This is a genomic window from Acinetobacter sp. ACZLY 512, from assembly GCF_023614015.1.
GTDB classification, from domain to species: Bacteria; Pseudomonadota; Gammaproteobacteria; order Pseudomonadales; family Moraxellaceae; genus Acinetobacter; species Acinetobacter soli.
Window position 1 is genome coordinate 145,965 of the sequence record NZ_JAKIVI010000007.1, and the last position, 23,327, is coordinate 169,291.

Genomic DNA, 23,327 nt, shown 5'->3' on the forward strand with positions numbered 1-23,327 from the left:
TAAATGGTAAGGCAGCGCCCAAGCATTAGCTTGGACGATGTGGTGTAAACATTTCAACAATACTCTGATTTTCATCAGATTCAGATGTATTTTTCAACTTTGACTGAAAACTTTTAATCAATGAGCTTTCTGAAACAGGGATTTTTTTACGGCCAATCGATAAGCTGACCGGAATCAAACGAACGAACTCATACAGTTCTTCGTAACCCATTTCGCCTTCTTCATCGTTGTCTGATTCGTCAAATTCGACTGCTGCAACATCTTGGAGATGCTCAATCAATTCAACTTCATCTGAACGGATGTGTCCGGAAGCCAAACCAAAGCCGAGTACCACGCCAGCACACCAATCTGCAAGTGCCTGTACTCGCTCTTGCAAAAGATGCTCTGAATCTGGAAGCATAGGTAAATAGTCCAGCTCATCTTCGGCGAGCGCATGCGCAACGTCTTCAGCTTCATCGGACAGCACAGACAGCGCCTGATCGTTTAAAGTCGGTACATTTAGCGTTGCTAAAATTTGTAACCATTCATCTCTGGTCGGTGCTTCTGTCACACAAACTATACCTGTAAGCAAGCCATGTAACTCACTAGGGCTTGAAATTTCCTTAATTCCTTCAAAATTTTGGTTCCACTCGTTCCAACCTGAAATATCGTCTTGCATTCGCTTATCCAATCTCTATACTTCGTATATATTACCTTTGATTGCAATTCTGTGCGACTATGTTATGTTAGAACAATTACAGCGACTTCAAGCGCATGTTGGCGTTTTAAAAACGCGTTTACTTCATTTAGAGCGTGACAACGAAGCGCTCGTAAAGACGAAAGATGAAACTGAAGCCCAACATCATAGTCAAATCGTGCAAAAAAATAGCATCATTACGGCCAAGCAAGAGGAAATTGAGACCTTAAATGATCAGCTTTCCCAACTTCAAGGCCAGTTTAAGCAACTTAACACAGATGCCACGGCACTTGCAGACCGCTACAGCCGTTTGGAAAAAAGTTGTACAGATCTGAAAAATCGTTTTCAGGAAATTTTGGCAGAGCGCAACGACTTACGTGTTACAAAAGAAAAGTTACAAGCACATCAGCGCCAAACCCAGCAAGAGATTCAAGAGTTACAACAAGATCGTGATCGGTTGCTGAAAAAAAATGAATTGGCCAAATCAAAGGTTGAAGCGATTATTCAGCGACTTGCAATTTTGGGTACGGCACAAGATCAACATGCTCAGGAAATCCAGCAACTCGCCGACCCTACTGAGGAGATTCATCCATGAGCGATCAAGTGGTCGTCGAACTACGTTTAATCGAACAAATTTTTCGTCTGAATACCACAGTTGAAAAACGTGATGAGCTTGAACGTGCTGCTGAAGTACTGAATGAGCGTTTTAATGAAATGCGCCGCAGTGCGCCGCGCGTTGAACACAACAAGCTGGTCATTATGGTCGCGCTTCAATTGACCCAAGAAGTACTCAGCCTCAATAAATCATTGCAAGAGTATGAACATTGCGAGCGATTGTTAGACGCAATTTTACAGGATGTAGAAAAAAGCCTATAGAACTGTGCAATTTCGCGCAAACGTTCACCACTTGAAAACTAAGTTTACATAACACTGTGGCAAGGGAATTGCCATTGAGTTCAGATCGGTTATACTGAATCTGTCTCTGGGATGCTCGCCAGCGCGTCAGAATCCCCTGAGCCGATACTATCACTTTAGGATAGCGTTCTGCATATTTAGAGTGTATGCCTACCGCGAGTAGGAAACCCAGCAAGTATGCGTCGCTTCCACCTTGAACTTAAGGGTTCAAGGGTAATGACAGGCAGCGGCATCTTCGGAGGCATTTATTTTTAAATCATTTAATTATAATTTTTTTACGTTTAATTCCTCTTTATTATTTTTCTTTATCATCGCAGCAATACCCAAACACAGCCGATAACCCTTTCCCTTTTGTATGTAGTCAATATCCCCTTAAATCATTCCTCAATTGAGCGCGACATGCTCGCTTAACAAGTAAATATTAATTTCAGCTTTAATATCAAATTAAATAACACTTCTCATTAGATTCTATAAAGATTCAATTTTTTGCACTTAATTTAGGCTTAAGTCTTTGCCTCGATAGTCATCATTATACAAAACATGTCAGGTAACCCTGCTGCACATGTTTGACCGTTAAGATGAGACGAAGCAATGGCTAAAGTGTGTTACTGTGCCGACGATTTTTCTATGCGTCCCGAAATTTCATCGGCGATTCTATCGTTGCTTGAAAAAGAGCGCATTCATGCCACCTCATGCATGACTCAATCACCCTCTTGGTTTCAAGATGCCAAAGTATTAACAAGTCTTGATACAACTGCCGAAATTGGATTACATCTAAATTTTACCCAAGACTTTGGCGTTCAGGATTATACCGAGCGATTACCGAAACTCATGCTCGGCGCATGGACCGGCCAGCTTTCACAAACTAAAGTTCGCGACAGCATTGCTCGTCAGTGGGAATTATTTTGCTCTGCGACAGGTCGAATGCCTGATTTTGTCGATGGGCACCAGCATGTACATCAGTTTCCCATTATTCGTGAAGCTTTATTTAAATTTCTCAATCAACAGCAATTTAAAGGCTGGGTACGCAGTCTGCGCCACCCTGTTTTAACGCCAAATACGCGAATCAAAGTCACGCTACTCAAATTACTCGGTGCTACACGTTTTAGCGAGATGTGTCAGCATTACAATATTCACCAAAATTCTACCTTTGCTGGTATTTATAGTTTTGATGCCCAATCTTATGCGCTTTTGAACCAGCAGTGGCTTGCTCAAGCGCAAGATCAACTGTTAATCATGTGTCACCCTGCACTTTCCCACAGCCAGTCTAGTCATGACCCGATTCATGCTGCACGTGTACGCGAGTTTGAATACTTCGACTCAGCACAATTTCAGCAAGACTGCCGACATCACCATATCCAGCTTGGTCCATTAGGAGCAATCTAATGCACACTTCTCCTTTTTTGTCTTGTGTTGTTCCGGCTTATAACGAAGCAGAGAACCTAAAAACATTTATTCCTGCGCTGGCAAAATCGCTGGATCAGCAACAATTGCATTATGAAATTATTGTGGTCGATGACGGCAGTCAAGACGATACGCTTCACGTCTTACAATCTATGGTGGATCATTATCCACTGATTGTACTCGAACTGTCGCGCAATTTTGGTAAAGAAGCCGCATTGAGTGCAGGCTTAGATCGGGTGACTGGTGAAATTACTTTACTGATCGATGCCGATTTTCAGCATCCTCTAGATGCCATTCCGACCATGATTAATCTTTGGAAGAATGGCTACGATATGGTGTACGGCATTCGCAATCGAAGCAGTGAGTCTTGGTTAAAACGCATACTAACCAATCAATACTATAAAGTTTTAAATCTTAGCTCTCCAATCGATATTCCTGAAAATGCAGGTGACTTTCGATTGATGGACGCCAAGGTCGTCGATGCCATTCGCCGCTTACCAGAAAGAAATCGTTATATGAAAGGCTTGTATGCTTGGGTTGGATTTAAAAGTATTGGTATTCATTTTTCAGAACAAGAACGTCAGCATGGCACGTCAACATTCAATGCCAAGTCATTATTTCGTCTTGCCATGTCTGGTTTGACCGGGTTTTCAGATCTTCCCCTTCGTTTGAGTATTTATTTAGGGGCTTTAATGGCACTCATTGCCATGAGTTATGGTGGATGGATTCTGATTGAAACACTGGTCGAAGGCGTTCGTGTACCAGGCTGGGCAACATTGGTCATTGCACTCACCTTACTTGGTGGCATTCAGCTGTTATTTTTGGGAATTGTAGGCGAATACATCGCCCGTATTTATGCCGAAGTTAAAAACCGCCCACGCTATATTGTGTCTGGCGAATTCTCGCAATTTAAGCATCCCCACACGTTACCCGAAATTAAACCGCATGCATCTGAACCCTAAAAATCAACATATCAGTGCGCAGTTTATTCGTTTTTGCCTCATTGGGCTGTGTGCTGCCGCCATTCATGTGACAGTCGTGATCATACTTGAAAAGACACGGCTTGCGATTGCTTGGTCGAATTTGGCTGGCTTTGGCGTGGCTTTTTGGATGAGTTATTTTGGACATCGCTATTTTACCTTTGCGACTTCAAATGCCCAGCATCGCCAAATGATGTTTCGTTTCTTGATGGTCGCCTGTAGCGGATTTTTATTGAATGAAGCACTGGTACTTAGTCTGAAAGAAACCTTTCACTTGCCCACCGCTTTCAGTGTATTGACAGCAATTGGTTTTAGCTCAGTCTTTACTTTTTTATTGAATCGAATTTTTGCCTTTCAGCCAGAAGGATAGCCTGTATGCCGTCATGGTTAGGTACCTCACCGATCAAGCTCGGTTTAATTTCTGTTTGGCTATTTGTATGCGCCACGGTCCGCTTTTTATCAATTCCCGATGAAGGCCGTTATGCAGATATCAGCCGCCATATGTTTGAGTCTGGCGACTGGCTTGTTCCACGTTTGGATGGTCTGCCCTTTATTCACAAACCCCCTATGCTGCACTGGTTGAGCAGTATTGCGATGCATATTTTTGGTGTGCATGTCTGGGTGGTGCGCTTGGTTCCTGTACTGGCGGCAAGCTTGCTTTTGATTGGAACCTACCTGTTTGTTCGTAAATATCTCTCTCAAAAAATTGCCGAACTGAGCATCTTGATGATGGCAACCAATTTGCTTTTCTTTGGGAGCAGTCAATACGTTAATCATGATTTACTGCTGGCAACAGGCATCACCTTATCGGTGTTTTGTCTGGTCGATTTTAGTTTGTGCAATCGAAAAGCCATGCTGTTCTTGGGGTACTTTTTTGCCGCCTCTGCCTTTTTAACCAAAGGGCTGATCGGCATTTTAATTCCCGGAATGATTCTGCTTCCATGGCTGCTTTACACCCGGCAATATAAGCGTATCCCGGCGTTTTTTAATCCTTTTGCTTTGTTGTTTCTGGCGGCACTTACCCTACCGTGGCTGTATCAAATGCAGCAAATTTATCCAGATTTTTTGCATTACTTTTTTATCGATCAACAATTTAACCGTTTCCATTCTAATCAGTTCAACAACAAGCAATCGTGGTTTTTTTACTTGGTCATTTTACTGGTGAGCCTATTGCCATGGTTACTCACCTTAAGATGGACAGGCCTTCGCACCATGCTGCACCAACAGCGATTAAACCCGGTTGGGCAATTACTGATCTGGTGGTTGGTGTCTGTTGTCATCTTTTTTTCTATTCCACCGTCAAAACTTGCAGGCTATATTTTACCGGCACTCACTCCACTGATTATCTTGTGTGCAGTAGCTTTTGAGAAATCAACTCTGAATACTCAACAACTGACCCGCATGCAAAAATACGCGCCAGCAGCTTTTGTTTGTTTGCTGGGATTTGTTCTGGCCGCTACGTTGTACTTCATTCCACTGGATTTTAATTTATCGAGTGTACAAAAGTGGCAAATTACCTTAATGGCAGCACTGCTGGTGTATTCTCCACTGTTATTTTTACAGCTACTCCATCGGCATAAACTCGAATATGCACATTATGTGGCTGCCTGCCTGATTGTGCTGTGTAGTGTGGTGCCTTTCGCCACACGCATTTTTGATATTAAAAATAATCACGATCAAATCAATTTCACGGCGTACATTCATCCCAATACCAAAGTGGTATTTTACGATCGTTACTACTACGACCTGCCTTTCTTACTCGACTTGAAACAGCCTGTGTATGTGGTCACTGACTGGCAAAATAATGTATCGGATAATTACGCACAGGAACTCTCGGATGGTTTGCAATTTGAACCAGAACGTCGGGCTTACTTATGGACTAGAGCGCAATTAAATGGCGCAATTGACCGTAAAGCGCCGATGATTGTGATTAGCTCATCGCATGACAATTCACTTGAACAACAAGCCAAACAGGTTATTCATAATCGAAATTTTGATGTGCTGATTTTTAATGAATGACATAACTAAAGACACGCTTGATCAAAATGAATAAATACACGGGTCTGTTCAATCAGTGGCAGATCCAGTTTTAACGTACTTTAATTTTATGTAAGAGCCCGCTAAGCTATAAGCAATTATATGGCATGACAAGCTGATCAAAACCTAAGCTCGGGATACATCCAATGACATCAGTTGTGCCTCACGCTACAGCACCACTTTCCGGTTCAGCACTACAGCAACTACGCCGACACATTGCCAAACAGCGTCGGCAAAGTTCACGCTTTGCACAGCAACGTGCAGCGCAACGCGTACTGGCTCAGTTTCGTTTTTTTCTTGATCGAACTCGTCAGTCTATTATGCGTGCAGGCATTTACCTAGATGCCTTTGGAGAAATTCGGACACAAGTGCTGATTCAAGAGTGTTTCAAGCGAAACATTAAGGTGTTTCTACCTAAAGTCTGCGCCATGAATCAGCGACTGGTTTGGGTTGAAATTTCTAAGCATCAATACCAAAACCATCGTTTTACAAAGCATCGTTTAGGTATGTACGAACCTATGGCGACACGCGGGCAACCGATCTCCAAGCTTGATCTGGTGATAATGCCACTGGTGATTTGTGACACTACAGGCTCACGCGTGGGCATGGGTGGCGGGTTTTACGATAAAACATTATCCATCGCACCGAAGCGTCCAATCCGTCTCGGACTGGCACATGAGTTTCAGTATATTGCTCAAAATATTCAACGTGCCCCGTGGGATCAATCACTTGATGCACTGGTTACACCCAAAAAATGCTATATTTTCAAACGCCCATTCAAAAAAACTATCAGCTTGATAAAAAAAATCTGAGCGATTTGCTCAATTTTTTGACATTTTCGATTGTCATGCCCTTGTAATTTTTAAAATACCCATCACTATAAAAACATGGCAACCTCGTTGTCACTCATTAGGAGTGCCCATGTCTGAAAATATTATGAATGTAGAAACCTTAGAGCCTCAGGTTCCAAGTGTATTACCGCTCTTAGCACTACGTGATGTGGTGGTGTATCCACACATGCAAATTGCGCTATTTGTAGGTCGTGAAAAATCGATCAATGCAGTTGATGTGGCTCGTAACAGTGACAATTTAGTATTTGTAGTTGCACAAAAGGATTCTCTCACAGAAGAAATTGATCACGACAACCTTTATCAATACGGTACCGTCGCGAAGATTGTGCAAGTTGTGAATCACGAAAATGATGAAAACTGTATCAAGGTTTTGATTGAAGGTTTATACCGTTCAAAACTCACAAAAATTATTGATGAAGACAGTTATTTGACTGCTGAACATCAATTGAGCCCAATGACGGTTGATAGCGATTCCGCGACTCAAGAAACGCGTTTGCAGGAATTACGTACTTTGTTTGCTCAATATGCTGAAGCAAAACTGCGTAATGCACGTGAACTTGTTGCGGCAGCAAATAAAATTGAAGATTTGCTGCAACTGATGTTTTTTGTGGCCACACGCGTGCCATTAAACATTGATGTAAAGCAAAAGTTTCTCGAGCACAACGAATTTGAAGCACACTTGCAAGAGCTGACCAGCTACTTGGTACAACAATCTGCCGAGCAGCAAATTGAGCAGACCTTGCATGACAGCGTCAAACGCCAAATGGAAAAGAATCAGCGCGAATACTTTCTCAATGAAAAAATGAAAGTGATTCAACGCGAGCTTTCCGATATGAACGGCGGCGCAGAAGACGATGTTGCAGAAATTGAAAAACGTCTTGCTGAAGCAGATTTGCCTGAACATGTGCGCAAAAAAGCAGAAGCCGAGTTTCGTAAACTAAAAGCAATGCAGCCAGCTTCAAGTGAAGCAGCGGTAGTGCGTAATTATCTTGAAGTGATTCTAGATACGCCTTGGAATACTGCAAGCAAAGTCAGCATTAACCTGAAAAAAGCGCAGGAAATTCTAGATGCAGATCACTATGGTCTTGATGATGTCAAAGACCGTATTGTCGAATATCTTGCTGTTCAATCGCGTGTGAAAAAGTTACGTGGCCCGATTTTGTGCTTGGTCGGCCCTCCAGGTGTGGGTAAAACCTCACTGGGTGAATCGATCGCAAAAGCCACAGGTCGTGAGTTTGTGCGTATGGCACTTGGTGGTGTACGTGACGAAGCCGAGATTCGCGGGCATCGTCGTACCTACATCGGTGCGATGCCAGGTAAAATCGTGCAGTCTCTAACCAAAGTGGGTGTAAAAAATCCATTGTTCTTGCTCGATGAAATCGACAAGATGGCGCAAGACTATCGTGGTGACCCTGCATCTGCCATGTTAGAAGTACTTGACCCATCACAGAACAATAAGTTCAACGATCATTATCTTGATCTTGACCTTGACCTGTCTGAAGTGATGTTTATCTGTACTGCAAACAGCATGAACATTCCAGAAGCGTTGTTAGACCGTATGGAAGTGATTCGTCTTCCGGGCTACACCGAAGAAGAGAAAGTTAATATTGCTGACCGTTACTTGGTTCCTAAAGCGATCAAAGATAACGGTTTACGTAGCAGTGAATTGACTGTTCATGAAGAAGCGATTCGTGACATTGTACGACGCTACACACGTGAAGCAGGTGTGCGTAGCCTTGAGCGTGAAGTGTCTAAGATTGCACGTAAAGTGGTTAAAGAAGCGGTCAGCAAAAAGAGTAAAAATCTGCATATCGATGTGACTCAAGAAACGCTTCCAGAATATCTTGGTCCACACAAGTTTGACTTTGGTATTGCAGAAGAAGAGGCTCAGGTCGGTCGTGTAAACGGCTTGGCATGGACATCAGTCGGTGGCGAGTTACTCACCATTGAAGTTGCAGCCGTCAAAGGTAAAGGGAAATTCATTACAACAGGTTCGCTTGGTGATGTGATGAAAGAGTCGATTACTGCGGCCATGACGGTAGTGAGAACACGTGCAGACGAATTGGGTATTGAAGCCTCTCGCTTTGAAGAAACCGATGTTCACGTGCATTTGCCTGAAGGCGCTACACCAAAAGACGGTCCGTCTGCTGGTTTGGCACTGACTACCGCACTTGTATCGGCATTTACTGGTATTCCGATCCGTGCCGACATTGCCATGACAGGTGAAACATCTCTACGTGGGAATGCACTGCGTATTGGTGGTTTGAAAGAAAAACTGTTGGCTGCCCACCGTGGTGGTATCAAGTTGGTCTTTATTCCACAAGATAACGTGCGTGATTTGGCTGAAATACCAGACAATGTTAAAGAAGGTTTAGAAATCAAAGCAGTGAAAAGCATTGATGAAATCTTACCTTTAGCTTTGACAGAACAGCCTAAACCTTTGGTAAAAGCACCTATTGTGAAGCCTGTTGAAGAATCAAAAGCAGCACGTCACTAATTCCAGTTGGTTATAAAAAAGAGAGCTTCGGCTCTCTTTTTTACATTATATAGGTTGAAAATTAACCAATAATACCCATAATAATCTTAAGGGTACTTATTATGATTGTTTCATTTTTCCAGTGTGGTCATCTGATTCTCCAGACAGGTGGCCCTTTTAACCGCAGTCCTTCACGCTTTTGGGCTGCGTTTTTTTACCTGAATTTCTTCGTGTTGTTTAGTGGCTAAACATTTGAATACGATCTGCACGGCGAGGCATGATCATTCGGGGCTTTATCGTTATACTGATACCGATGATTTCACCTGTGAGTATTGTAATGAAAATCCGTCTTCTCACCATTGGTCAAAAAATGCCAGCATGGGTACTCACGGGTTTTGAAGATTATTTCAAACGCATCCAACCGTTTGTTCAAACACAAGTGATTGAACTGCCTATGGCAAAACGGGGTAAAAATGACTCGCAGGCCGATATTTTAAAATACTGTCAACTCGAAGGTGAAAGTATTTTAAACGCCCTAAAACCAGGTGAAGTGCTGATTGCACTTGAAGTCGGCGGCCGTGAGTTAAGCACAGAAAAACTCGCCCTGACCATGAAGGGCTGGATGCAAGACGGACAGGATATTGCATTGGCGATTGGCGGGCCTGATGGTCTTTCCGATCAGGTTCGTCAGGCTGCTGCATGGCACTGGTCTTTGTCTAAGCTCACCATGCCACATCCACTGGTGCGTGTATTGCTGATCGAACAGCTATACAGAGCCATGAGCATTAACCACAATCATCCTTATCATCGGGCTTAATGCAGTTAAGTGTATGCCCCGATAAGTCGTTCAAATGAATCTTTTGCTGTACAGCAAAATGTGCAGCAGACTTGTCTACTAGGTACAGCATCATATGAGTCCACAAACACTCCCTGGCTTGTTTATCTCCCATGGCTCTCCTATGCTGGCAGTCGACCCCGAACAAGTGGGGCCTGCCCTGCACCGGTTGAGTTTTAACTTGCCAAAACCGAAAGCAATTGTGGTGATGTCTGCGCACTGGGAAAGTCAGTCGCTTGAAGTCAGCACATCAACCCGCCCCCAAACATGGCACGATTTTCGTGGCTTTCCGGCTGAGTTGTATCGTATTCATTATCCTGCACCTGGTGCACCGGAATTGGCAGAAGATATATTAAAGCGTTTAGCCGATGCACATTTGACCGCACATGCCAACAGCACACGGCCCCGCGATCATGGGGTTTGGATGCCGCTCCTGCATATGTATCCAGAGGCAGATATACCTGTCATTGAAATTTCGCTGCCCATGCAACTCAATTCAGATGAAATTTATGCAGTTGGACAAGCACTGGCACCGCTGCGAGAACAACAAATTTTACTGATCGGATCGGGAAGCATCACTCATAATCTGGCCGAATTGCGCTGGCAAGGCAATCTGCAAAATATTCCAGAATGGGCATCTGGCTTTCGAAATCATGTGGTGAATAAGCTGACCCACCAAGATTATGATGCCATCTTAAACTGGCCAGACCTACCTCACATCGAGCGTAACCACCCTACCATCGAACATTTTGCACCCTTGTTTTTTGCTATGGGTACAGGGAATCGCTTCTCTATCGTTCACAGTAGTTTTTCGATGGGATCTTTAGGGATGGACATTTACCGTTTCGATTAATCACTTAAAGATTTGCATTAAACTTAAGCAAAAATTAAAACTTTGTAAGTTTAGGTGCCTTCTATGTTGCAAAATAGATACATTTATTACACTTAAAGCCTAATAGATGTGTCTTTTTTTCTGCAATAAATTCGTTAGGATTTAGGCCTTAAATTGAAAGAATGTTGTTCCATGAAAATTAAATATTTAATTCTTGCTCTTTTGCCATTTTCACTTATGGCCTGCCAATCAATGAATCAAACCCAGCCTGTTTCTGTTGTTCAAGAAAAAAAAGTCGATGCCACTAAAGCCTTAACTGCTTATACATGGTCGTATCAACCTGAAGGTGCGCCACAGCCGATTATCTTAAGTTTTAGCGATCAGAACTTGAGTATTCATACAGGGTGTAACAACCAAGGTGGTACATGGAAGCTTAACGACCAGCAACTCGTGACTTCAGCGCTGGCTTCTACCATGAAAGCATGCGAGCCAGCACTGATGAAAAATGAGCAGTTTGCAGCTAACCTTCTTAGCGACAAAAGCACTCATTTCAAACTCGATACTCGCTCAATTGAACAGCCAAGTCTGATGTTAACCAATGCCGCAGGACAAACATTTGAGTTTAAAGGCAGCATGACACCAGAAACCAAATATCAGTCTCAGGGCGAAATCATTTTCTTGGAAATTGCACCTGAAACTAAATCGTGTACAGGTGTTGCACCGCAAACTTGTCTGCAAGTTCGCGAAATTAAATATGACGATAAAGGGATTAAAACCCAAGTTGATAAAGACTGGTCGTTATTTTATGATCAAATCGAGGGCTTTCAACATCGTGCAGATCAACGCGTAATTGTTCGTGTAAAACGCTATGAACGAAAAAATCCTGCGGCAGATCAATCTAAATATGTCTATATCCATGACATGACCGTTGAGCAAGAAATGGTGAAGTCCAAATAAGCCAGCGGATGATTCAATCCAGACACTCAAAGGCCTGATCACTGCGATCAGGCCTTTTTTTGAATAATAAGTGTTACTGGATTACGGGGTCATATAGCGACTTCTGTGCTAAAATGCCGGGCTTAAGCTGACATTCCTTTTTGTACTGAATATTTTTCTCTTATGACCAATAACGCTTTTGCACTTTTACGCGAAATAGACCGTATTTTGCCGCAAACTCAATGTGGTTTGTGCGGACATCGAGATGGATGTCTGCCTTATGCAAAGGCCATTTTAGAAGGTGAAGCGGCAAATAAATGTATTCCGGGCGGTCAACCTGTTGCAGATGCTCTTGCAGCTCGACTCAACCGCCCGCCACTGCCTGCAGAAAAAAGTGTCTGGCCAATTCAGTCCGATGGGCGCCCGCAGCGTATGAAAGCAATCATTCGTGAGGATGAATGCATTGGATGTACCAAGTGCATCAGTGCCTGTCCGGTCGATGCGATTATTGGCAGCGGCAAGCTGATGCATAGTGTTTTGACGGATCTGTGTACAGGATGCGAGCTTTGTATTCCACCATGCCCTGTGGATTGTATCGAACTGTTTGAAGATACTGCGCCGCTTCCTACTGCTTTGCAACAAGAACAGGAACAACAGCAACTTCGACAACGTTATTATGCGCACATTCAACGTGAAGAACGCCGCCGTATCGACCGCAAAGGCCCGATTGTTCGTGCAGAAATTGACACCGAATTGTTTTCTCAGTTTTCGCAGTGGATAGATGAACTGCCTTCAATTGAACGTATTGAAGCTGCAGCTAAAACAGTCACAAAACAGGATGCATCTATTACGATTGAACTTGCCAAGCTTCGCACCCAAATTAAAAAACTGGAAAAGCAATTAAGCGTTCGAGCAGATGCAAAGAAACAGCAGCAACTTGAGCAATTGCAACAACAACTGAATCTGCTTCAGGGGAATTAAATGCCAGTTAAAAACATGACCAAAAAACAGATCCAGACGTTTTTTGAGCGCCTTAGAGCACAGCGCCCTCACCCACAAACTGAGTTAAATTACAGTAATGCATTTGAATTACTGATTGCGGTCATGCTTTCGGCTCAGGCCACCGATGTAAGTGTAAACAAAGCCACAGACAAACTGTTTCCGGTGGCCAATTCTGCCGCACAAATTTATGCCTTGGGTGTTGAAGGCTTAAAAACTTATATAAAAACCATTGGCTTATATAATGCCAAAGCTGAAAATGTGATTAAAACCTGTCAAATCTTAATTGAAAAACATCAAGGTGAGGTTCCTCAAACCCGAGCAGAGCTTGAGGCACTTCCAGGTGTGGGACGCAAAACCGCAAATGTGGTGTTAAATACCGCATTTGGGCAGCCCACCATGGCAGTCGATACACATATTTTTCGTTTAGGAAACCGCACAGGCTTAGCTGTGGGCAAAAATGTGCTTGAGGTGGAACACCGTCTAATTAAAGTTATTCCAAAAGAATTTATTACTGATGCGCATCACTGGCTAATTTTGCACGGACGATATTGCTGTGTGGCCAGAAAGCCAAAATGCGCAGAATGTGTAGTATCCGATGTATGTAACTGGCCAGAGCGTTATGCTTATGGTGCAGAGCGCGCTGTGACCATCCAAGCAACACCTTAATTTTTTTTCAAAAATAAAAGTGTTTGCATGAGCGATGCACTCACTTTTTTTGTTTGAGCTTTGGGTGCAGTATTTTGCGCTTGTTTTGCTGATTTAAACGTTTTTCTGCAAGCTCTTGTTTTTGCACTTGACGTAGCATTTTCTGGCTTTGATAGAGCAGAAACAACAAAACCAATAGACTTATCACCACCAAAAAGATTAATGCGATCTTTAGCAAACAGATATCCTCAAAAAAGAAAAGAGCCCTGAATGCTCAGGACTCTCTTATATTAGCAAAAACCAAACGAATTATTTAGTTTTGTCTAAAATAGCAAATAGATCTTTTTGTACAACATCGATTGTACGTAAGCCATCAAGCTTGTCATAGGTTGGTGCATTTTCGCCAGATGCCGCACGACCTTGATAGAAGCCAACCAATTGCTCAGTTTCGCTGTGATAAGAGCCAAGGCGCTTACGAATGGTTTCTTCTAGATCGTCTGGACGCTGTACCAGTTCTTCACCTGTTACATCGTCTTTACCTTCTACTTTCGGTGGATTGTATTCGATGTGGTAAACACGACCAGATGCTGGATGCTGACGACGGCCAGAAAGACGTTTTACGATTTCTTCGTCTGGTACCGCAATTTCAATCACGTGATCAATTGTGATCCCTTCTTTTTCCAGCGCTTCAGCTTGTGGAATAGTGCGTGGGAAACCATCAAAAATACAACCATTTGAACAGTCAGGTTGCGCGATACGCTCTTTTACCAAACCGATGATCAGTTCATCTGATACCAGACCACCAGACTCCATTACACTTTTGGCTTTTAGACCAAGTTCAGTTCCTTCACGAATTGCAGCACGGAGCATATCACCGGTTGAAATTTGTGGGATATCATAGCGCTTACAGATCAACTGAGCCTGAGTACCTTTACCTGCTCCAGGTGGTCCGAGTAAAATAATGCGCATAAGAAAGCATCCTCATTAAAAACAATCATCACGATGCTCTGGAGTATGACACCTCGTGTCACATCTACCAGCATCTAAATTATAAGAAAGCGACAAACAAATGTATTAAACCTGCAAAAAATCCGGTGACCCCACCAAGCACAATCAGTATCCACTCATCCTCTTGGAATGCCGGACGTAGAAGGTTTTGAAACTCTTTTGGAGTTAACTCACGAATACGGTCTTTAAACATCTGAAATATTTTTTGTGCACGGCTCGCATTGAACGCAGGGTCGCATACAGGCACCATCGTAATTTCAATTGAGCGATCAATCAAGTCTGTCTTGAGTTTAGCATATTCGCGTGGCCCTAAGGAGAGTTGAAGTGAGGTTCTTACCAATGGAGTTTCCATTATTTCATTGATATGGCGTTTAACTATACGACGGGTCTTGTCTTTTTTACTGCCATACATCATTTCAGTCATGATCGACTTCAAGGTAATCAGATCTTCAGTGACGACACTTGCAAATACATCCGATACTTCTTCTTGACGCTTCATAAAAGCGCCTTGAACATTATAAGTTCCCATCCGCGGCACGACTGGCACCACCCATGGAAATTTACGGTCTTGTGTTAAGCGGAAAAACTGTGGATAACGGACATAGTGTGGCTCGATTGGATTAAACACCATCCAGATTGCAATCCAGTTGGTGAGAAAGCCCCAGATAGCCGCCCAGAAAGGCACTGTCCAGTGCCATGGCACCAAAAACCAGACCAGCATTTGAAACACACCAAAAAACATTCCAATTAGTGCACTGATATGCCAGATAAAGTTAATTTCCTTCTGACCTACTTTTAAAAACATTCTCACCATTAAACGGCGATCGCCTTCCATTTGGCTGACGACCATTTCACGCATATTCACCAGTGACTCTACATTTAAAGTCAACTCTGTAACCAATTCTCGGAGTACACCGGGTAACTGCTTATGCGCTTGAGCATAAATTCTGCGTTTAATCGAATAAGGTAAGTTTTCCCAGAGCACGGCATTTCGGTCAATCATGACTTCATCAATCAGGTGCTCAAGTTCAAAGCCGACTTGCTCACCAATAATTCTGGCCATATCTTCTGGGTCCATGGCCTCTAGAAACTCACGCAACGAACCCAATTTTGAAAGCGTGTTGTCGGTAATGATGCCAGAAATACGACCCGCTTTACGTGGCACAATTCCTTGCCAGCCCACGGGTAACGGACCTAGATGAAATCCCCAGAAGTTAATTGGATAAAAGACCATCTTTAAAGCCATCCACACATGTGCCCATGTCACAAATGCAGTCACCGGGATGATACTCATCACCGCCAAATGATCAGGTCGATTTAAAAAGGTTTGCCACAAATCACTGATGAAATCTAACATCCATTACTCTCGTATTTCTTTATTACTTGATGGGTGTATTTATGATGAAGAAATCTCGGCACTTTAAAGACCAAAACTTAGCGTATAAGCAAACTGTAATTGAGGTTTGGTATCAACTACAGTAGACCCATCTATATTTTTTAACGCTTCTGCGGCACCAATGCCAACACTAAAGGTACTGATTCGATCTTTATTTAACCAAACATACGCCAAATCGACGCCACCACCGACTCGTGAGGTGTAATCATTGTCGACTCGGCGGCTTTCTAGCGTACCAGCATATACACCTAAGTAGTATCCATTTTGATTTTTGCCTGTGAGATAATATGGATAACGGAAGCCAACTTGCCCGCCAAAGGTATGATCGCCATTGAGATAGGCGCCTGCCTTTAAATAAGCAATGCCATAAGGATTGACCCATTCGCCATTCACATGTGCCAGTTGCTGGGTGACTCCCAAGCCGACATTGAACGGACTAACATCTTTGCCTTGCAACTTTGCTTCAGGCAAATAATCCTGAACACTTGCACATGTCACCGAACTAAAGGTTAAGAGAGCAAGAAATGAATATATTTTTTTCATTATTTTCTCCGTGTTTCTCCAAACATCTTCAATTTAGAGCATTCCTTTAACTGTTTTGTGACTTTAACAGAAATAGTTTCGTTCTTATATACAGCACCTTACAATTTTGATGGCGCAAATGTCAAAAAACTGATCTCGATTGTGGGTGAATACTTAAAATTTATCTCTGTTTTATAAGCGTGATAGGGTAAACTTTACGGCTATTTATTTGTGTCGTTCAAGTTAAAGTCTATTGGTATGAAGCAGCACTTTCCGTTAAAAGATAACCAGCAAGAAAAGCGTCTGTATCGAGGGCGAATCTTTTTTGCAATTGGCTTGGTGTGTTGCTGCTTACTGGTGTTGATGAGCCGTTATGCCTATTTGCAAATTGTGCATTTTGATGAGTTCTCTACAGCCTCTGACAAAAACCGGATTCGACTGCAACCTCTTCCTCCTGCTCGGGGTTACATTTACGACCGAAACGGCGTATTACTGGCCGATAATTATCCGGTCTTTACGGCAACCATGAGCCGCGCAGATGTTGAAGATATCGATGGTACACTCGAACGACTTACGCCTATTCTTACCCTTACACAAGAAGATATTGATCGTTTTAAAACGCGAATTAAAACAGCACGTAAAACTGAGCGCGTATCGATTAAACTCAATCTGACCGAAGCAGATATTGCCAAGTTTAGTGAACAGAAATATAACTTTCCGGGTGTAAAAATCGAGACACAGATGACTCGCTATTACCCGCACGGGGATCTGTTTGCACATGTGATTGGTTACGTGGGGCGCATCAATGAAAAAGAGCTTCAAACGCTCAATAAAGACACCTACGCTGGAACCAACCTGATTGGCAAGATCGGGGTAGAAAAAACCTACGAAGACTTGTTACACGGAACACCAGGATACGAATCAGTCGAGGCCGATGCCCACAGCAATATCTTGCGTCATCTTGGGCGTAAAGAACCAGTACGAGGTAACGACCTTTATCTTTCAATCGATTACGGCTTGCAAGTGGTGGCTGCCGAGCAACTGGTCGGTCGTCGTGGTGCAATCGTGGCGATGGATCCGCGTACAGGTGAAATTCTGGCGCTGGTATCTAGCCCAAGCTTTAATCCAAATTTATTTGTGACAGGGATTAGTCATGTGGACTACAGTGCCTTGCGAGACAATCTCGATCAGCCGCTGTATAACCGTGCCTTACAAGGGGTCTATCCACCGGGTTCGACCATTAAACCGATGGAAGGATTGGGCGGCATTCATTATGGCACTGTAGACTGGTCGACCAGTATCTATGATCCGGGTTATTTCCATCTTCCGGGAGATTCTCATAAGTTCCGTGACTGGAAAAAAGGCGGTCATGGAATGGTGAATTTGCATAAATCGATTATCGATTCCTGCGATACCTATTTCTATGTATTGTCGTATCAGATGGGAATCGACAAAATGAATGCTTGGATGCGTCAATTTGGTTTTGGTCAAAAAACAGGGGTTGATTTACCGAGTGAGAGTGAAGGCCTGTACCCAAATCCAGAGTGGAAAATGCGCACGCGTAAATCGAAATGGCTCAAAGGCGAAACGATTTCTGTGAGTATTGGTCAGGGTGCATTTACTGCAACACCACTCCAGCTTGCAATGGCTACATCAATTATGGCCAACCACGGTGCTCATGTGACACCGCATGTACTTCGTTCTGCACATGGCGCCAAACCCTTTAAGGTACACAATGCACCGGACGGTAAAATCCAGTTTAATGGCACAGAACAGGACTGGGTCAATATGCGCGATGCCATGATTGATGTGATTCAAAGTGGTACAGGTCGCGGTATTCGTACACCAATGTATCAAATTGCAGGCAAAACAGGGACAGCTCAGGTTAAAAGTATTGCGCAAGGTAAACGCTACAACGAGTCAATTTTGTCTGAGCGCCAACTCGACCATGGTCTATTTGTTGGATTCGCACCTGCTGAAACCCCTGAAATTGCGGTGGCTGTGGTGTGGGAAAATGGTCGACATGGTGGATCGGCAGCTCAGCTTTCGCGCCCATTATTTGACTATTGGCTACTGACCCGCAAGAAAAATCCAATCCGACCAGCCAATCATCAACTGAGTGGCGGCTTGATGACAGCCGGTATTAAGCCGGGCGAGCTTCCTAGCGGTGCTTTACTTGAAGCAGATCCAAATGCCGTGTCAAATCGCAATAAACCACAGCAGAAACCAAACACTGCTGCCTCTTCGGTCAGTGCCGTATCTGCACCTGCCTCAGCAGAGATCTCAGAATAATGAAAAATCAGTTACGTATTATTGGTGGGCAGTGGAAACGTCGACAGCTTCCATTTGCCAGTGTCGAGGGTTTACGCCCCACCCCAGATCGTGTTCGTGAAACATTATTTAACTGGCTCATGTGGGATATTCAAAATGCGGCCGTGCTCGATGTTTGTACGGGTTCTGGCGCACTGGGCTTTGAGGCTTTGTCGCGTGGAGCAGCTTCGGTACTGATGATCGAGCCAGAAACGCTACAGGCCAAAATTCTCAAGCAGAATATCCAGTTACTTGAGGCGAAAAATTGCGACTTAAAAGTCGCCACCGCACAGCAGGTTTTACCTAGACTGAATCAGCAATTTGATGTGATCTTTCTAGATCCGCCTTACAGCCTAGATTTATGGACAGAATTAGCTATTTTACTTGATCCTCTGGCCCGTGAAAATGCCTATATTTATGTCGAAGCAGATCGGGAGTTGACTCAGTTGCAACTCCCCAACACATGGCAATTGCTTAAATCGAGCAAAGCCGGAACAGTGCGCGCAGGGCTTTATCAGAAAAAATTATAGCGATGATTCGCCCGACAATGCGTCAAAATCTTATTTGTATTTAAGCGGTATTGTTTAATCGTGAACTCTTCTTGATCTATGGGTTTAATCATTCGATTAGTCAGGGCGATCTAAACATACCGGCCGCACGTCTCGCACTATTTCCTCTTCACGGCGCTCTCGGACGTCATCATCATCGAGTTGTTGTCTTGGTTGCAATGACCAGCGTGGTTGGTGCATATTCGACAGTTGATTTTGATATCCGGAAAAGCTTTGTGCTTGTACAGATAAGCTCGACATAAAACTCGTTACAGTTAAAAAAACAGAAATGAAAACACGAAGTCTTTTTAGCATCATCGACTGCTTCACTGTTAATAAGTGCGTTTAGTCTGATTTAAGGCCATTAAATAATGTTGAAGAAATTATAGTGTCTTCATCATCAATTGATGTGTCTTATGTTACTTAGGTAAAAAAAGATATCTCCAATCTTAAAAAGATCGAATCCAGAAAAAACGGATCAACTGTCCACGATCATAGGGAAAATTAGAAACGTACTCGTAGCCTAGCTTTGTATCATCTTTAAGTCGATAACTCATGCCATAACCAAACGAAATAGATAAATCGTGTAGACCAACCGCATCGGGAGATCTCTCAATCATCTTACTTTTCAAATCATCCATGTTATACACCGTATAGTTATAAATACTGATTCGCTCATTTGCATAGAAAAGATTTTTAAGCACTTTATAATTGTTTTCTTCTTGATCATGTTGCTCGGCAAGGTGCTTCTGCTCCTGATTCAAGTCTTTATTTTCAAGATTTACATCCAGATTCACTGTGTTGTCAGGCATTGCTTGTGAGAAAAAATCATAAGCCTGTCCCCAGGATGAATAACAGCTTAATGCCAACAATACAGTCAGTCTTAATAAAACAGACAACCTCATCATTTTTTAAAAAGATATAGTAAAAAAGGTAGCATACGCTACCTTTTGACAAGATGAAACCGCTTAGGCTAAACCGATAATTGCGACCAACATGGCTAAAGCAGACAAGACTTTACGTCCGTACGGTACATGGCGATTGATCAACTCACCTACCACCAAGCCGATCGTATACAACGTTGCCATACCGAGCACCATACCAGAGATCAAAGCAATGACGTGGCCTTGAGGTGCAAGCTCAACGCCGTGCGCAGCACCGTGAAAGCTCGCCATTAGCAATGCAACAAATGGCAATACACGATAAGACTTACTCCACAGTGCAACAGCCAGTACGATTAACGATGTCACAATGCCATATTCAGCAATCGCGTCAGCGATAATACCGTTTGCGCCCAAAACAAAACCAAAAACGAGGCTTAAACTCAACCCCACAATACCTAAAACTTTCCATTTTTTTGCAACTGTCCAGAGCAATACGCCAAAGCCGATTGCCATGGTTAAATGATCAAGTCCAGTGAAGGGGTGAATAAATCCTGTCCAGAAACCTGCTTGTGAAGCATGTCCGGGGTGTGCCATCGCTGCAACAGGCAAAGCCGATATCAAGATGATGAGCAGTTGTTTTGTGATTGAGCGCATGGCGCCTCCTTAAGCCTTAAAAAGCCCTTGCTTTTCAATAAATTCAATAATTTGTGCTAAACCATCTTCTGTTTTCATGTTCGAAAATAAAAACGGTTTATCGCCGCGCATCCGCTTGGCATCTTGTTCCATAATGTCTAAATTCGCTCCAACCATTGGCGCCAGATCCGTTTTATTAATAATTAATAAATCAGATTTAGTAATGCCAGGGCCACCTTTGCGTGGAATCTTTTCTCCACCGGCGACATCAATCACATAGAGTGTCAGATCTGAAAGTTCTGGACTAAACGTTGCAGCCAAGTTGTCTCCACCACTTTCAATAATGATGAGTTCCAGACCGTCAAATTTTTCACAAAGATCATCAATTGCAGCCAAGTTGATGGATGCATCTTCACGAATAGCGGTGTGCGGGCATCCACCCGTTTCAACCCCCACAATTCGGTCTGGTGTCATGGCTTCGTTTCGGGTCAGAAAGTTTGAATCTTCTTTAGTGTAAATATCATTGGTGACGACAGCCATATTGTATTTTTCACGTAAGGCACGGCACAGATTAAGGGTCAATGCTGTTTTACCCGATCCAACCGGACCACCAATGCCAACGCGTAATGGGCTACGTTCTGTCATGTTTATTTCCTTTAAAATGTCACATTTTGATTTAGCAGTTCAATTTTATTACTTTGCCAAATCAAGGGTTAAGATCGAAATAGTCTCGAATATTGGGTTTCATGTTGCATGCTTAGCATTGCATACTGAGGCAATGCACTACTGATTTGGTCGTCTTGCAATAACAACGCCTGCTCGACAGCTTGCGGCACTTTTTCATGTAAATGCCATAAAATTCGCTGGCCGCTCATTTGCCCAAGTGGAACCGTTTTCACTGCGGCCAAAACCTGATTTTCAAGCACGCTAAAGGTATATGCTGTTAAAACCTCTGCCGGATTAAGTTCAAGGCGTCCGCACAACTGGGCATATACAGGTACAAAACCAAACTGCTTTTTTACCTCTACAGGCATCTTGAGTACGGCCTTAATCCAAGCGTTCAAAGAAAATGCCAATTGCTGGGATTCTGCCAAGAGCTCTTTACTTTCACGGCTCGCTCTATAGAGATGCGCCCACTTTAAAAACTGCTCGTCATCATTAAAATGTAGCATCAGCCGTTTGAGCAATGGCAGCTCAAAGCGCACCAGCAACATCTCAAGCACTTCTTCAAAATAAGCACTGCTGCTCTCTTCATCATGCACAAGCCCCACCTGAATGGCGCTTTCTACACCTTGTGAGTAGCAGTAAGCCCCTACAGGCAATGCCGTAGAAGACAGTGTCAGTAGCTTGAGCAGTTGAGCAGCATTAATGGACATGATGCAATGACTTGATTGGGCTTAAACGATGATCATGTGCATGCTGTGCATAAGCACCACTTTCAGGTTCAAACATATGTTCAACTTCTTTAACAACCAATCCCAAACCTTCAACCATTTCTGCCAGTACGTGATCTGGTTCAAAATAAAGCGCGTACGGTGTAAGCATTAATGGAACATGACGATTCCCTAAATGATAAGCCGCTTTGAGCAATTCAAAATCCGTTTTGGCCGTGACCTGCATTAAACGTTCTGGTTTGGCATCTACACGCAGAATATCGCCGTCATGGGTCGCAATAAATGAGCCACTGCGTAAAATACCCGTGCGCGGCAAGTCGGCACCGATATCGGTACCGTCTTTTAAGGTTGCACGAAAACGCGATTTTTGACGGGTATCAAAGTTCAGTTCGACCGTTTCAAATGTTTGGTCTGATGAAATTTCATCCAGACGTTGGGTATAAATTTTCATAAGAGAAAACCCTATGCGTAAATAAAAAAATCTGTGTTCTGGATTGGATTATCAATCGTACGCTTACGAAACTCATTCATAAGATTTTTAGATAATTCTTGATGTTCGAATGCGATCAATTTCAATAAAGTAAGAAATTGTCCATGACTAAATATCATTAGGTTTTTAACTTGATAAAGATATTTTAGATCATTCAATAGCCCAGAAAAATTTTCAACTCGCTGATAAAACTCAGCAAAAGACTCTGCATCTTCTGCATCTTTGTAATATGGATCAGCTAACGTCCAGTAAGCATCTACAAATGGCTTACGTTCCTCAAGTGTTGTATTTTGACATTTAACGTCAGACAAATATGAAAACTCATGAATATCGAAAACTTCTGGATTTAACTGATCTCTTACTGCAAGAGGCTTTGCAGTTTGCAACGTGCGCGTAAAGGATGAAATAAAAATTCGATCGGCATGCGGAAGTTTAATTGCAAGTTGCTCAGATTGTAATTTGCCCTGTTCGGTCAATTCAATATTGGCATGAGATGTACATCTCAAATTTACATTCGCTTTACTTTGTGCATGCCGAATCAAATAAATCACGT

General features: G+C 43.1%; 26 protein-coding genes and 1 other RNA gene. 16 read left to right on the forward strand and 11 right to left on the reverse strand.

From position 1 onward, the window contains the following. Nucleotides 1-25: 25 nt before the first annotated feature. Nucleotides 26-658, reverse strand: a complete 633-nt coding sequence (locus L2096_RS09655; protein ID WP_250365309.1) for a UPF0149 family protein — start codon at nt 656-658, stop codon at nt 26-28. Nucleotides 659-722: 64 nt separating this feature from the next. Here L2096_RS09655 and L2096_RS09660 point away from each other — a divergent pair, with 64 nt between their 5' ends. From L2096_RS09660 to nth, 14 genes are all read left to right on the forward strand, one after another. Next, nucleotides 723-1,271, forward strand: a complete 549-nt coding sequence (locus L2096_RS09660; RefSeq protein WP_004936212.1) for a hypothetical protein — start codon at nt 723-725, stop codon at nt 1,269-1,271. Next, complete coding sequence (locus L2096_RS09665; RefSeq protein ID WP_004936208.1) at nt 1,268-1,552, forward strand: cell division protein ZapA; 285 nt, start codon at nt 1,268-1,270, stop codon at nt 1,550-1,552. Before L2096_RS09660 ends, L2096_RS09665 begins: the two co-directional genes overlap by 4 nt. 100 nt (nt 1,553-1,652) lie before the next feature. After that, a non-coding RNA gene (gene ssrS / locus L2096_RS09670) (6S RNA) lies at nt 1,653-1,837 on the forward strand. A gap of 345 nt (nt 1,838-2,182) precedes the next feature. After that, the gene (locus L2096_RS09675) at nt 2,183-2,977 is read left to right on the forward strand and encodes a ChbG/HpnK family deacetylase (protein WP_151795763.1); all 795 of its coding nucleotides are present in this window, start codon (nt 2,183-2,185) and stop codon (nt 2,975-2,977) included. Beyond that, nucleotides 2,977-3,957, forward strand: coding sequence for a glycosyltransferase family 2 protein (locus L2096_RS09680; protein WP_151814972.1), 981 nt, complete (start codon nt 2,977-2,979; stop codon nt 3,955-3,957). The genes L2096_RS09675 and L2096_RS09680 overlap by 1 nt, the downstream gene beginning before the upstream one ends. Then, nucleotides 3,941-4,345, forward strand: coding sequence for a GtrA family protein (locus L2096_RS09685; RefSeq protein WP_250365310.1), 405 nt, complete (start codon nt 3,941-3,943; stop codon nt 4,343-4,345). Before L2096_RS09680 ends, L2096_RS09685 begins: the two co-directional genes overlap by 17 nt. 5 nt (nt 4,346-4,350) lie before the next feature. After that, nucleotides 4,351-5,994: an ArnT family glycosyltransferase gene (locus L2096_RS09690; RefSeq protein WP_250365311.1), complete on the forward strand. Its 1,644-nt coding sequence runs from the start codon at nt 4,351-4,353 to the stop codon at nt 5,992-5,994. 164 nt (nt 5,995-6,158) lie between these two features. Continuing rightward, a complete protein-coding gene (locus L2096_RS09695; RefSeq protein WP_119025480.1) occupies nt 6,159-6,824 on the forward strand; it encodes a 5-formyltetrahydrofolate cyclo-ligase in 666 nt (221 codons plus the stop codon). A 109-nt stretch (nt 6,825-6,933) separates the two neighbouring features. Then, complete coding sequence (gene lon, locus L2096_RS09700) at nt 6,934-9,360, forward strand: endopeptidase La (protein ID WP_004946209.1); 2,427 nt, start codon at nt 6,934-6,936, stop codon at nt 9,358-9,360. A gap of 316 nt (nt 9,361-9,676) precedes the next feature. Then, on the forward strand, nt 9,677-10,156 hold the full coding sequence (gene rlmH / locus L2096_RS09705) for a 23S rRNA (pseudouridine(1915)-N(3))-methyltransferase RlmH (RefSeq protein ID WP_004936183.1): 480 nt from the start codon (nt 9,677-9,679) through the stop codon (nt 10,154-10,156). A gap of 94 nt (nt 10,157-10,250) precedes the next feature. Beyond that, complete coding sequence (locus L2096_RS09710; protein WP_004936181.1) at nt 10,251-11,027, forward strand: dioxygenase family protein; 777 nt, start codon at nt 10,251-10,253, stop codon at nt 11,025-11,027. 171 nt (nt 11,028-11,198) lie between these two features. Next, nucleotides 11,199-11,963, forward strand: coding sequence for an META and DUF4377 domain-containing protein (locus L2096_RS09715; RefSeq protein ID WP_250365312.1), 765 nt, complete (start codon nt 11,199-11,201; stop codon nt 11,961-11,963). A 162-nt stretch (nt 11,964-12,125) separates the two neighbouring features. After that, nucleotides 12,126-12,923 carry an RnfABCDGE type electron transport complex subunit B gene (locus tag L2096_RS09720; protein ID WP_250365313.1) on the forward strand — a complete coding sequence of 266 codons (798 nt, stop codon included), beginning with the start codon at nt 12,126-12,128 and terminating at the stop codon, nt 12,921-12,923. Beyond that, nucleotides 12,924-13,610, forward strand: coding sequence for an endonuclease III (gene nth / locus L2096_RS09725; protein ID WP_048763648.1), 687 nt, complete (start codon nt 12,924-12,926; stop codon nt 13,608-13,610). Nucleotides 13,611-13,898: 288 nt separating this feature from the next. On the opposite strand, the gene adk is transcribed toward nth, so the two are convergent. The 3 genes from adk to L2096_RS09740 all read right to left on the reverse strand — a co-directional run bounded on the left by adk (nt 13,899) and on the right by L2096_RS09740 (nt 16,536). Beyond that, complete coding sequence (gene adk, locus L2096_RS09730) at nt 13,899-14,558, reverse strand: adenylate kinase (RefSeq protein WP_004936171.1); 660 nt, start codon at nt 14,556-14,558, stop codon at nt 13,899-13,901. Nucleotides 14,559-14,637: 79 nt separating this feature from the next. Continuing rightward, complete coding sequence (locus L2096_RS09735) at nt 14,638-15,954, reverse strand: DUF445 domain-containing protein (protein WP_250365314.1); 1,317 nt, start codon at nt 15,952-15,954, stop codon at nt 14,638-14,640. A gap of 63 nt (nt 15,955-16,017) precedes the next feature. Next, a complete protein-coding gene (locus L2096_RS09740; protein WP_233746606.1) occupies nt 16,018-16,536 on the reverse strand; it encodes a hypothetical protein in 519 nt (172 codons plus the stop codon). A 237-nt stretch (nt 16,537-16,773) separates the two neighbouring features. On the opposite strand from L2096_RS09740, the gene mrdA reads away from it, so the two are divergent. Both mrdA and rsmD read left to right on the forward strand, forming a co-directional pair. Beyond that, the gene (gene mrdA, locus L2096_RS09745; RefSeq protein WP_004946192.1) at nt 16,774-18,807 is read left to right on the forward strand and encodes a penicillin-binding protein 2; all 2,034 of its coding nucleotides are present in this window, start codon (nt 16,774-16,776) and stop codon (nt 18,805-18,807) included. After that, a complete protein-coding gene (gene rsmD, locus L2096_RS09750) occupies nt 18,807-19,355 on the forward strand; it encodes a 16S rRNA (guanine(966)-N(2))-methyltransferase RsmD (protein WP_088458736.1) in 549 nt (182 codons plus the stop codon). Before mrdA ends, rsmD begins: the two co-directional genes overlap by 1 nt. Nucleotides 19,356-19,451: 96 nt before the next feature. Here rsmD and L2096_RS09755 read toward each other — a convergent pair whose 3' ends face one another. The 7 genes from L2096_RS09755 to L2096_RS09785 form a co-directional block, all read right to left on the reverse strand. After that, on the reverse strand, nt 19,452-19,634 hold the full coding sequence (locus tag L2096_RS09755; RefSeq protein ID WP_025095247.1) for a hypothetical protein: 183 nt from the start codon (nt 19,632-19,634) through the stop codon (nt 19,452-19,454). 188 nt (nt 19,635-19,822) lie between these two features. Beyond that, entirely contained in the window at nt 19,823-20,281 is a 459-nt protein-coding gene (locus L2096_RS09760; protein WP_151746103.1) for a hypothetical protein, read from the reverse strand. A gap of 60 nt (nt 20,282-20,341) precedes the next feature. Further along, nucleotides 20,342-20,911 (reverse strand): HupE/UreJ family protein, encoded by a 570-nt coding sequence (locus L2096_RS09765; RefSeq protein ID WP_151746102.1) that lies wholly within the window; start codon nt 20,909-20,911, stop codon nt 20,342-20,344. 9 nt (nt 20,912-20,920) lie between these two features. Next, complete coding sequence (gene ureG / locus L2096_RS09770; protein ID WP_004936147.1) at nt 20,921-21,535, reverse strand: urease accessory protein UreG; 615 nt, start codon at nt 21,533-21,535, stop codon at nt 20,921-20,923. Nucleotides 21,536-21,603: 68 nt separating this feature from the next. Then, on the reverse strand, nt 21,604-22,266 hold the full coding sequence (locus L2096_RS09775; RefSeq protein ID WP_004936129.1) for an urease accessory protein UreF: 663 nt from the start codon (nt 22,264-22,266) through the stop codon (nt 21,604-21,606). After that, a complete protein-coding gene (gene ureE, locus L2096_RS09780) occupies nt 22,256-22,735 on the reverse strand; it encodes an urease accessory protein UreE (RefSeq protein WP_004936128.1) in 480 nt (159 codons plus the stop codon). The genes L2096_RS09775 and ureE overlap by 11 nt, the downstream gene beginning before the upstream one ends. Nucleotides 22,736-22,746: 11 nt before the next feature. Beyond that, nucleotides 22,747-23,325: a histidine phosphatase family protein gene (locus L2096_RS09785; protein WP_004936122.1), complete on the reverse strand. Its 579-nt coding sequence runs from the start codon at nt 23,323-23,325 to the stop codon at nt 22,747-22,749. Nucleotides 23,326-23,327: the final 2 nt, after the last annotated feature.

What these genes read in the sequence shown, in the direction of transcription:
- L2096_RS09655 (WP_250365309.1), bottom strand. Translation starts at nt 658, where the DNA reads ATGCAAGACGATATTTCAGGTTGGAACGAGTGGAACCAAAATTTTGAA.
- L2096_RS09660 (WP_004936212.1), top strand. Translation starts at nt 723, where the DNA reads ATGTTAGAACAATTACAGCGACTTCAAGCGCATGTTGGCGTTTTAAAA.
- L2096_RS09665 (WP_004936208.1), top strand. Translation starts at nt 1,268, where the DNA reads ATGAGCGATCAAGTGGTCGTCGAACTACGTTTAATCGAACAAATTTTT.
- L2096_RS09675 (WP_151795763.1), top strand. Translation starts at nt 2,183, where the DNA reads ATGGCTAAAGTGTGTTACTGTGCCGACGATTTTTCTATGCGTCCCGAA.
- L2096_RS09680 (WP_151814972.1), top strand. Translation starts at nt 2,977, where the DNA reads ATGCACACTTCTCCTTTTTTGTCTTGTGTTGTTCCGGCTTATAACGAA.
- L2096_RS09685 (WP_250365310.1), top strand. Translation starts at nt 3,941, where the DNA reads ATGCATCTGAACCCTAAAAATCAACATATCAGTGCGCAGTTTATTCGT.
- L2096_RS09690 (WP_250365311.1), top strand. Translation starts at nt 4,351, where the DNA reads ATGCCGTCATGGTTAGGTACCTCACCGATCAAGCTCGGTTTAATTTCT.
- L2096_RS09695 (WP_119025480.1), top strand. Translation starts at nt 6,159, where the DNA reads ATGACATCAGTTGTGCCTCACGCTACAGCACCACTTTCCGGTTCAGCA.
- lon (WP_004946209.1), top strand. Translation starts at nt 6,934, where the DNA reads ATGTCTGAAAATATTATGAATGTAGAAACCTTAGAGCCTCAGGTTCCA.
- rlmH (WP_004936183.1), top strand. Translation starts at nt 9,677, where the DNA reads ATGAAAATCCGTCTTCTCACCATTGGTCAAAAAATGCCAGCATGGGTA.
- L2096_RS09710 (WP_004936181.1), top strand. Translation starts at nt 10,251, where the DNA reads ATGAGTCCACAAACACTCCCTGGCTTGTTTATCTCCCATGGCTCTCCT.
- L2096_RS09715 (WP_250365312.1), top strand. Translation starts at nt 11,199, where the DNA reads ATGAAAATTAAATATTTAATTCTTGCTCTTTTGCCATTTTCACTTATG.
- L2096_RS09720 (WP_250365313.1), top strand. Translation starts at nt 12,126, where the DNA reads ATGACCAATAACGCTTTTGCACTTTTACGCGAAATAGACCGTATTTTG.
- nth (WP_048763648.1), top strand. Translation starts at nt 12,924, where the DNA reads ATGCCAGTTAAAAACATGACCAAAAAACAGATCCAGACGTTTTTTGAG.
- adk (WP_004936171.1), bottom strand. Translation starts at nt 14,558, where the DNA reads ATGCGCATTATTTTACTCGGACCACCTGGAGCAGGTAAAGGTACTCAG.
- L2096_RS09735 (WP_250365314.1), bottom strand. Translation starts at nt 15,954, where the DNA reads ATGTTAGATTTCATCAGTGATTTGTGGCAAACCTTTTTAAATCGACCT.
- L2096_RS09740 (WP_233746606.1), bottom strand. Translation starts at nt 16,536, where the DNA reads ATGAAAAAAATATATTCATTTCTTGCTCTCTTAACCTTTAGTTCGGTG.
- mrdA (WP_004946192.1), top strand. Translation starts at nt 16,774, where the DNA reads ATGAAGCAGCACTTTCCGTTAAAAGATAACCAGCAAGAAAAGCGTCTG.
- rsmD (WP_088458736.1), top strand. Translation starts at nt 18,807, where the DNA reads ATGAAAAATCAGTTACGTATTATTGGTGGGCAGTGGAAACGTCGACAG.
- L2096_RS09755 (WP_025095247.1), bottom strand. Translation starts at nt 19,634, where the DNA reads ATGTCGAGCTTATCTGTACAAGCACAAAGCTTTTCCGGATATCAAAAT.
- L2096_RS09760 (WP_151746103.1), bottom strand. Translation starts at nt 20,281, where the DNA reads ATGATGAGGTTGTCTGTTTTATTAAGACTGACTGTATTGTTGGCATTA.
- L2096_RS09765 (WP_151746102.1), bottom strand. Translation starts at nt 20,911, where the DNA reads ATGCGCTCAATCACAAAACAACTGCTCATCATCTTGATATCGGCTTTG.
- ureG (WP_004936147.1), bottom strand. Translation starts at nt 21,535, where the DNA reads ATGACAGAACGTAGCCCATTACGCGTTGGCATTGGTGGTCCGGTTGGA.
- L2096_RS09775 (WP_004936129.1), bottom strand. Translation starts at nt 22,266, where the DNA reads ATGTCCATTAATGCTGCTCAACTGCTCAAGCTACTGACACTGTCTTCT.
- ureE (WP_004936128.1), bottom strand. Translation starts at nt 22,735, where the DNA reads ATGAAAATTTATACCCAACGTCTGGATGAAATTTCATCAGACCAAACA.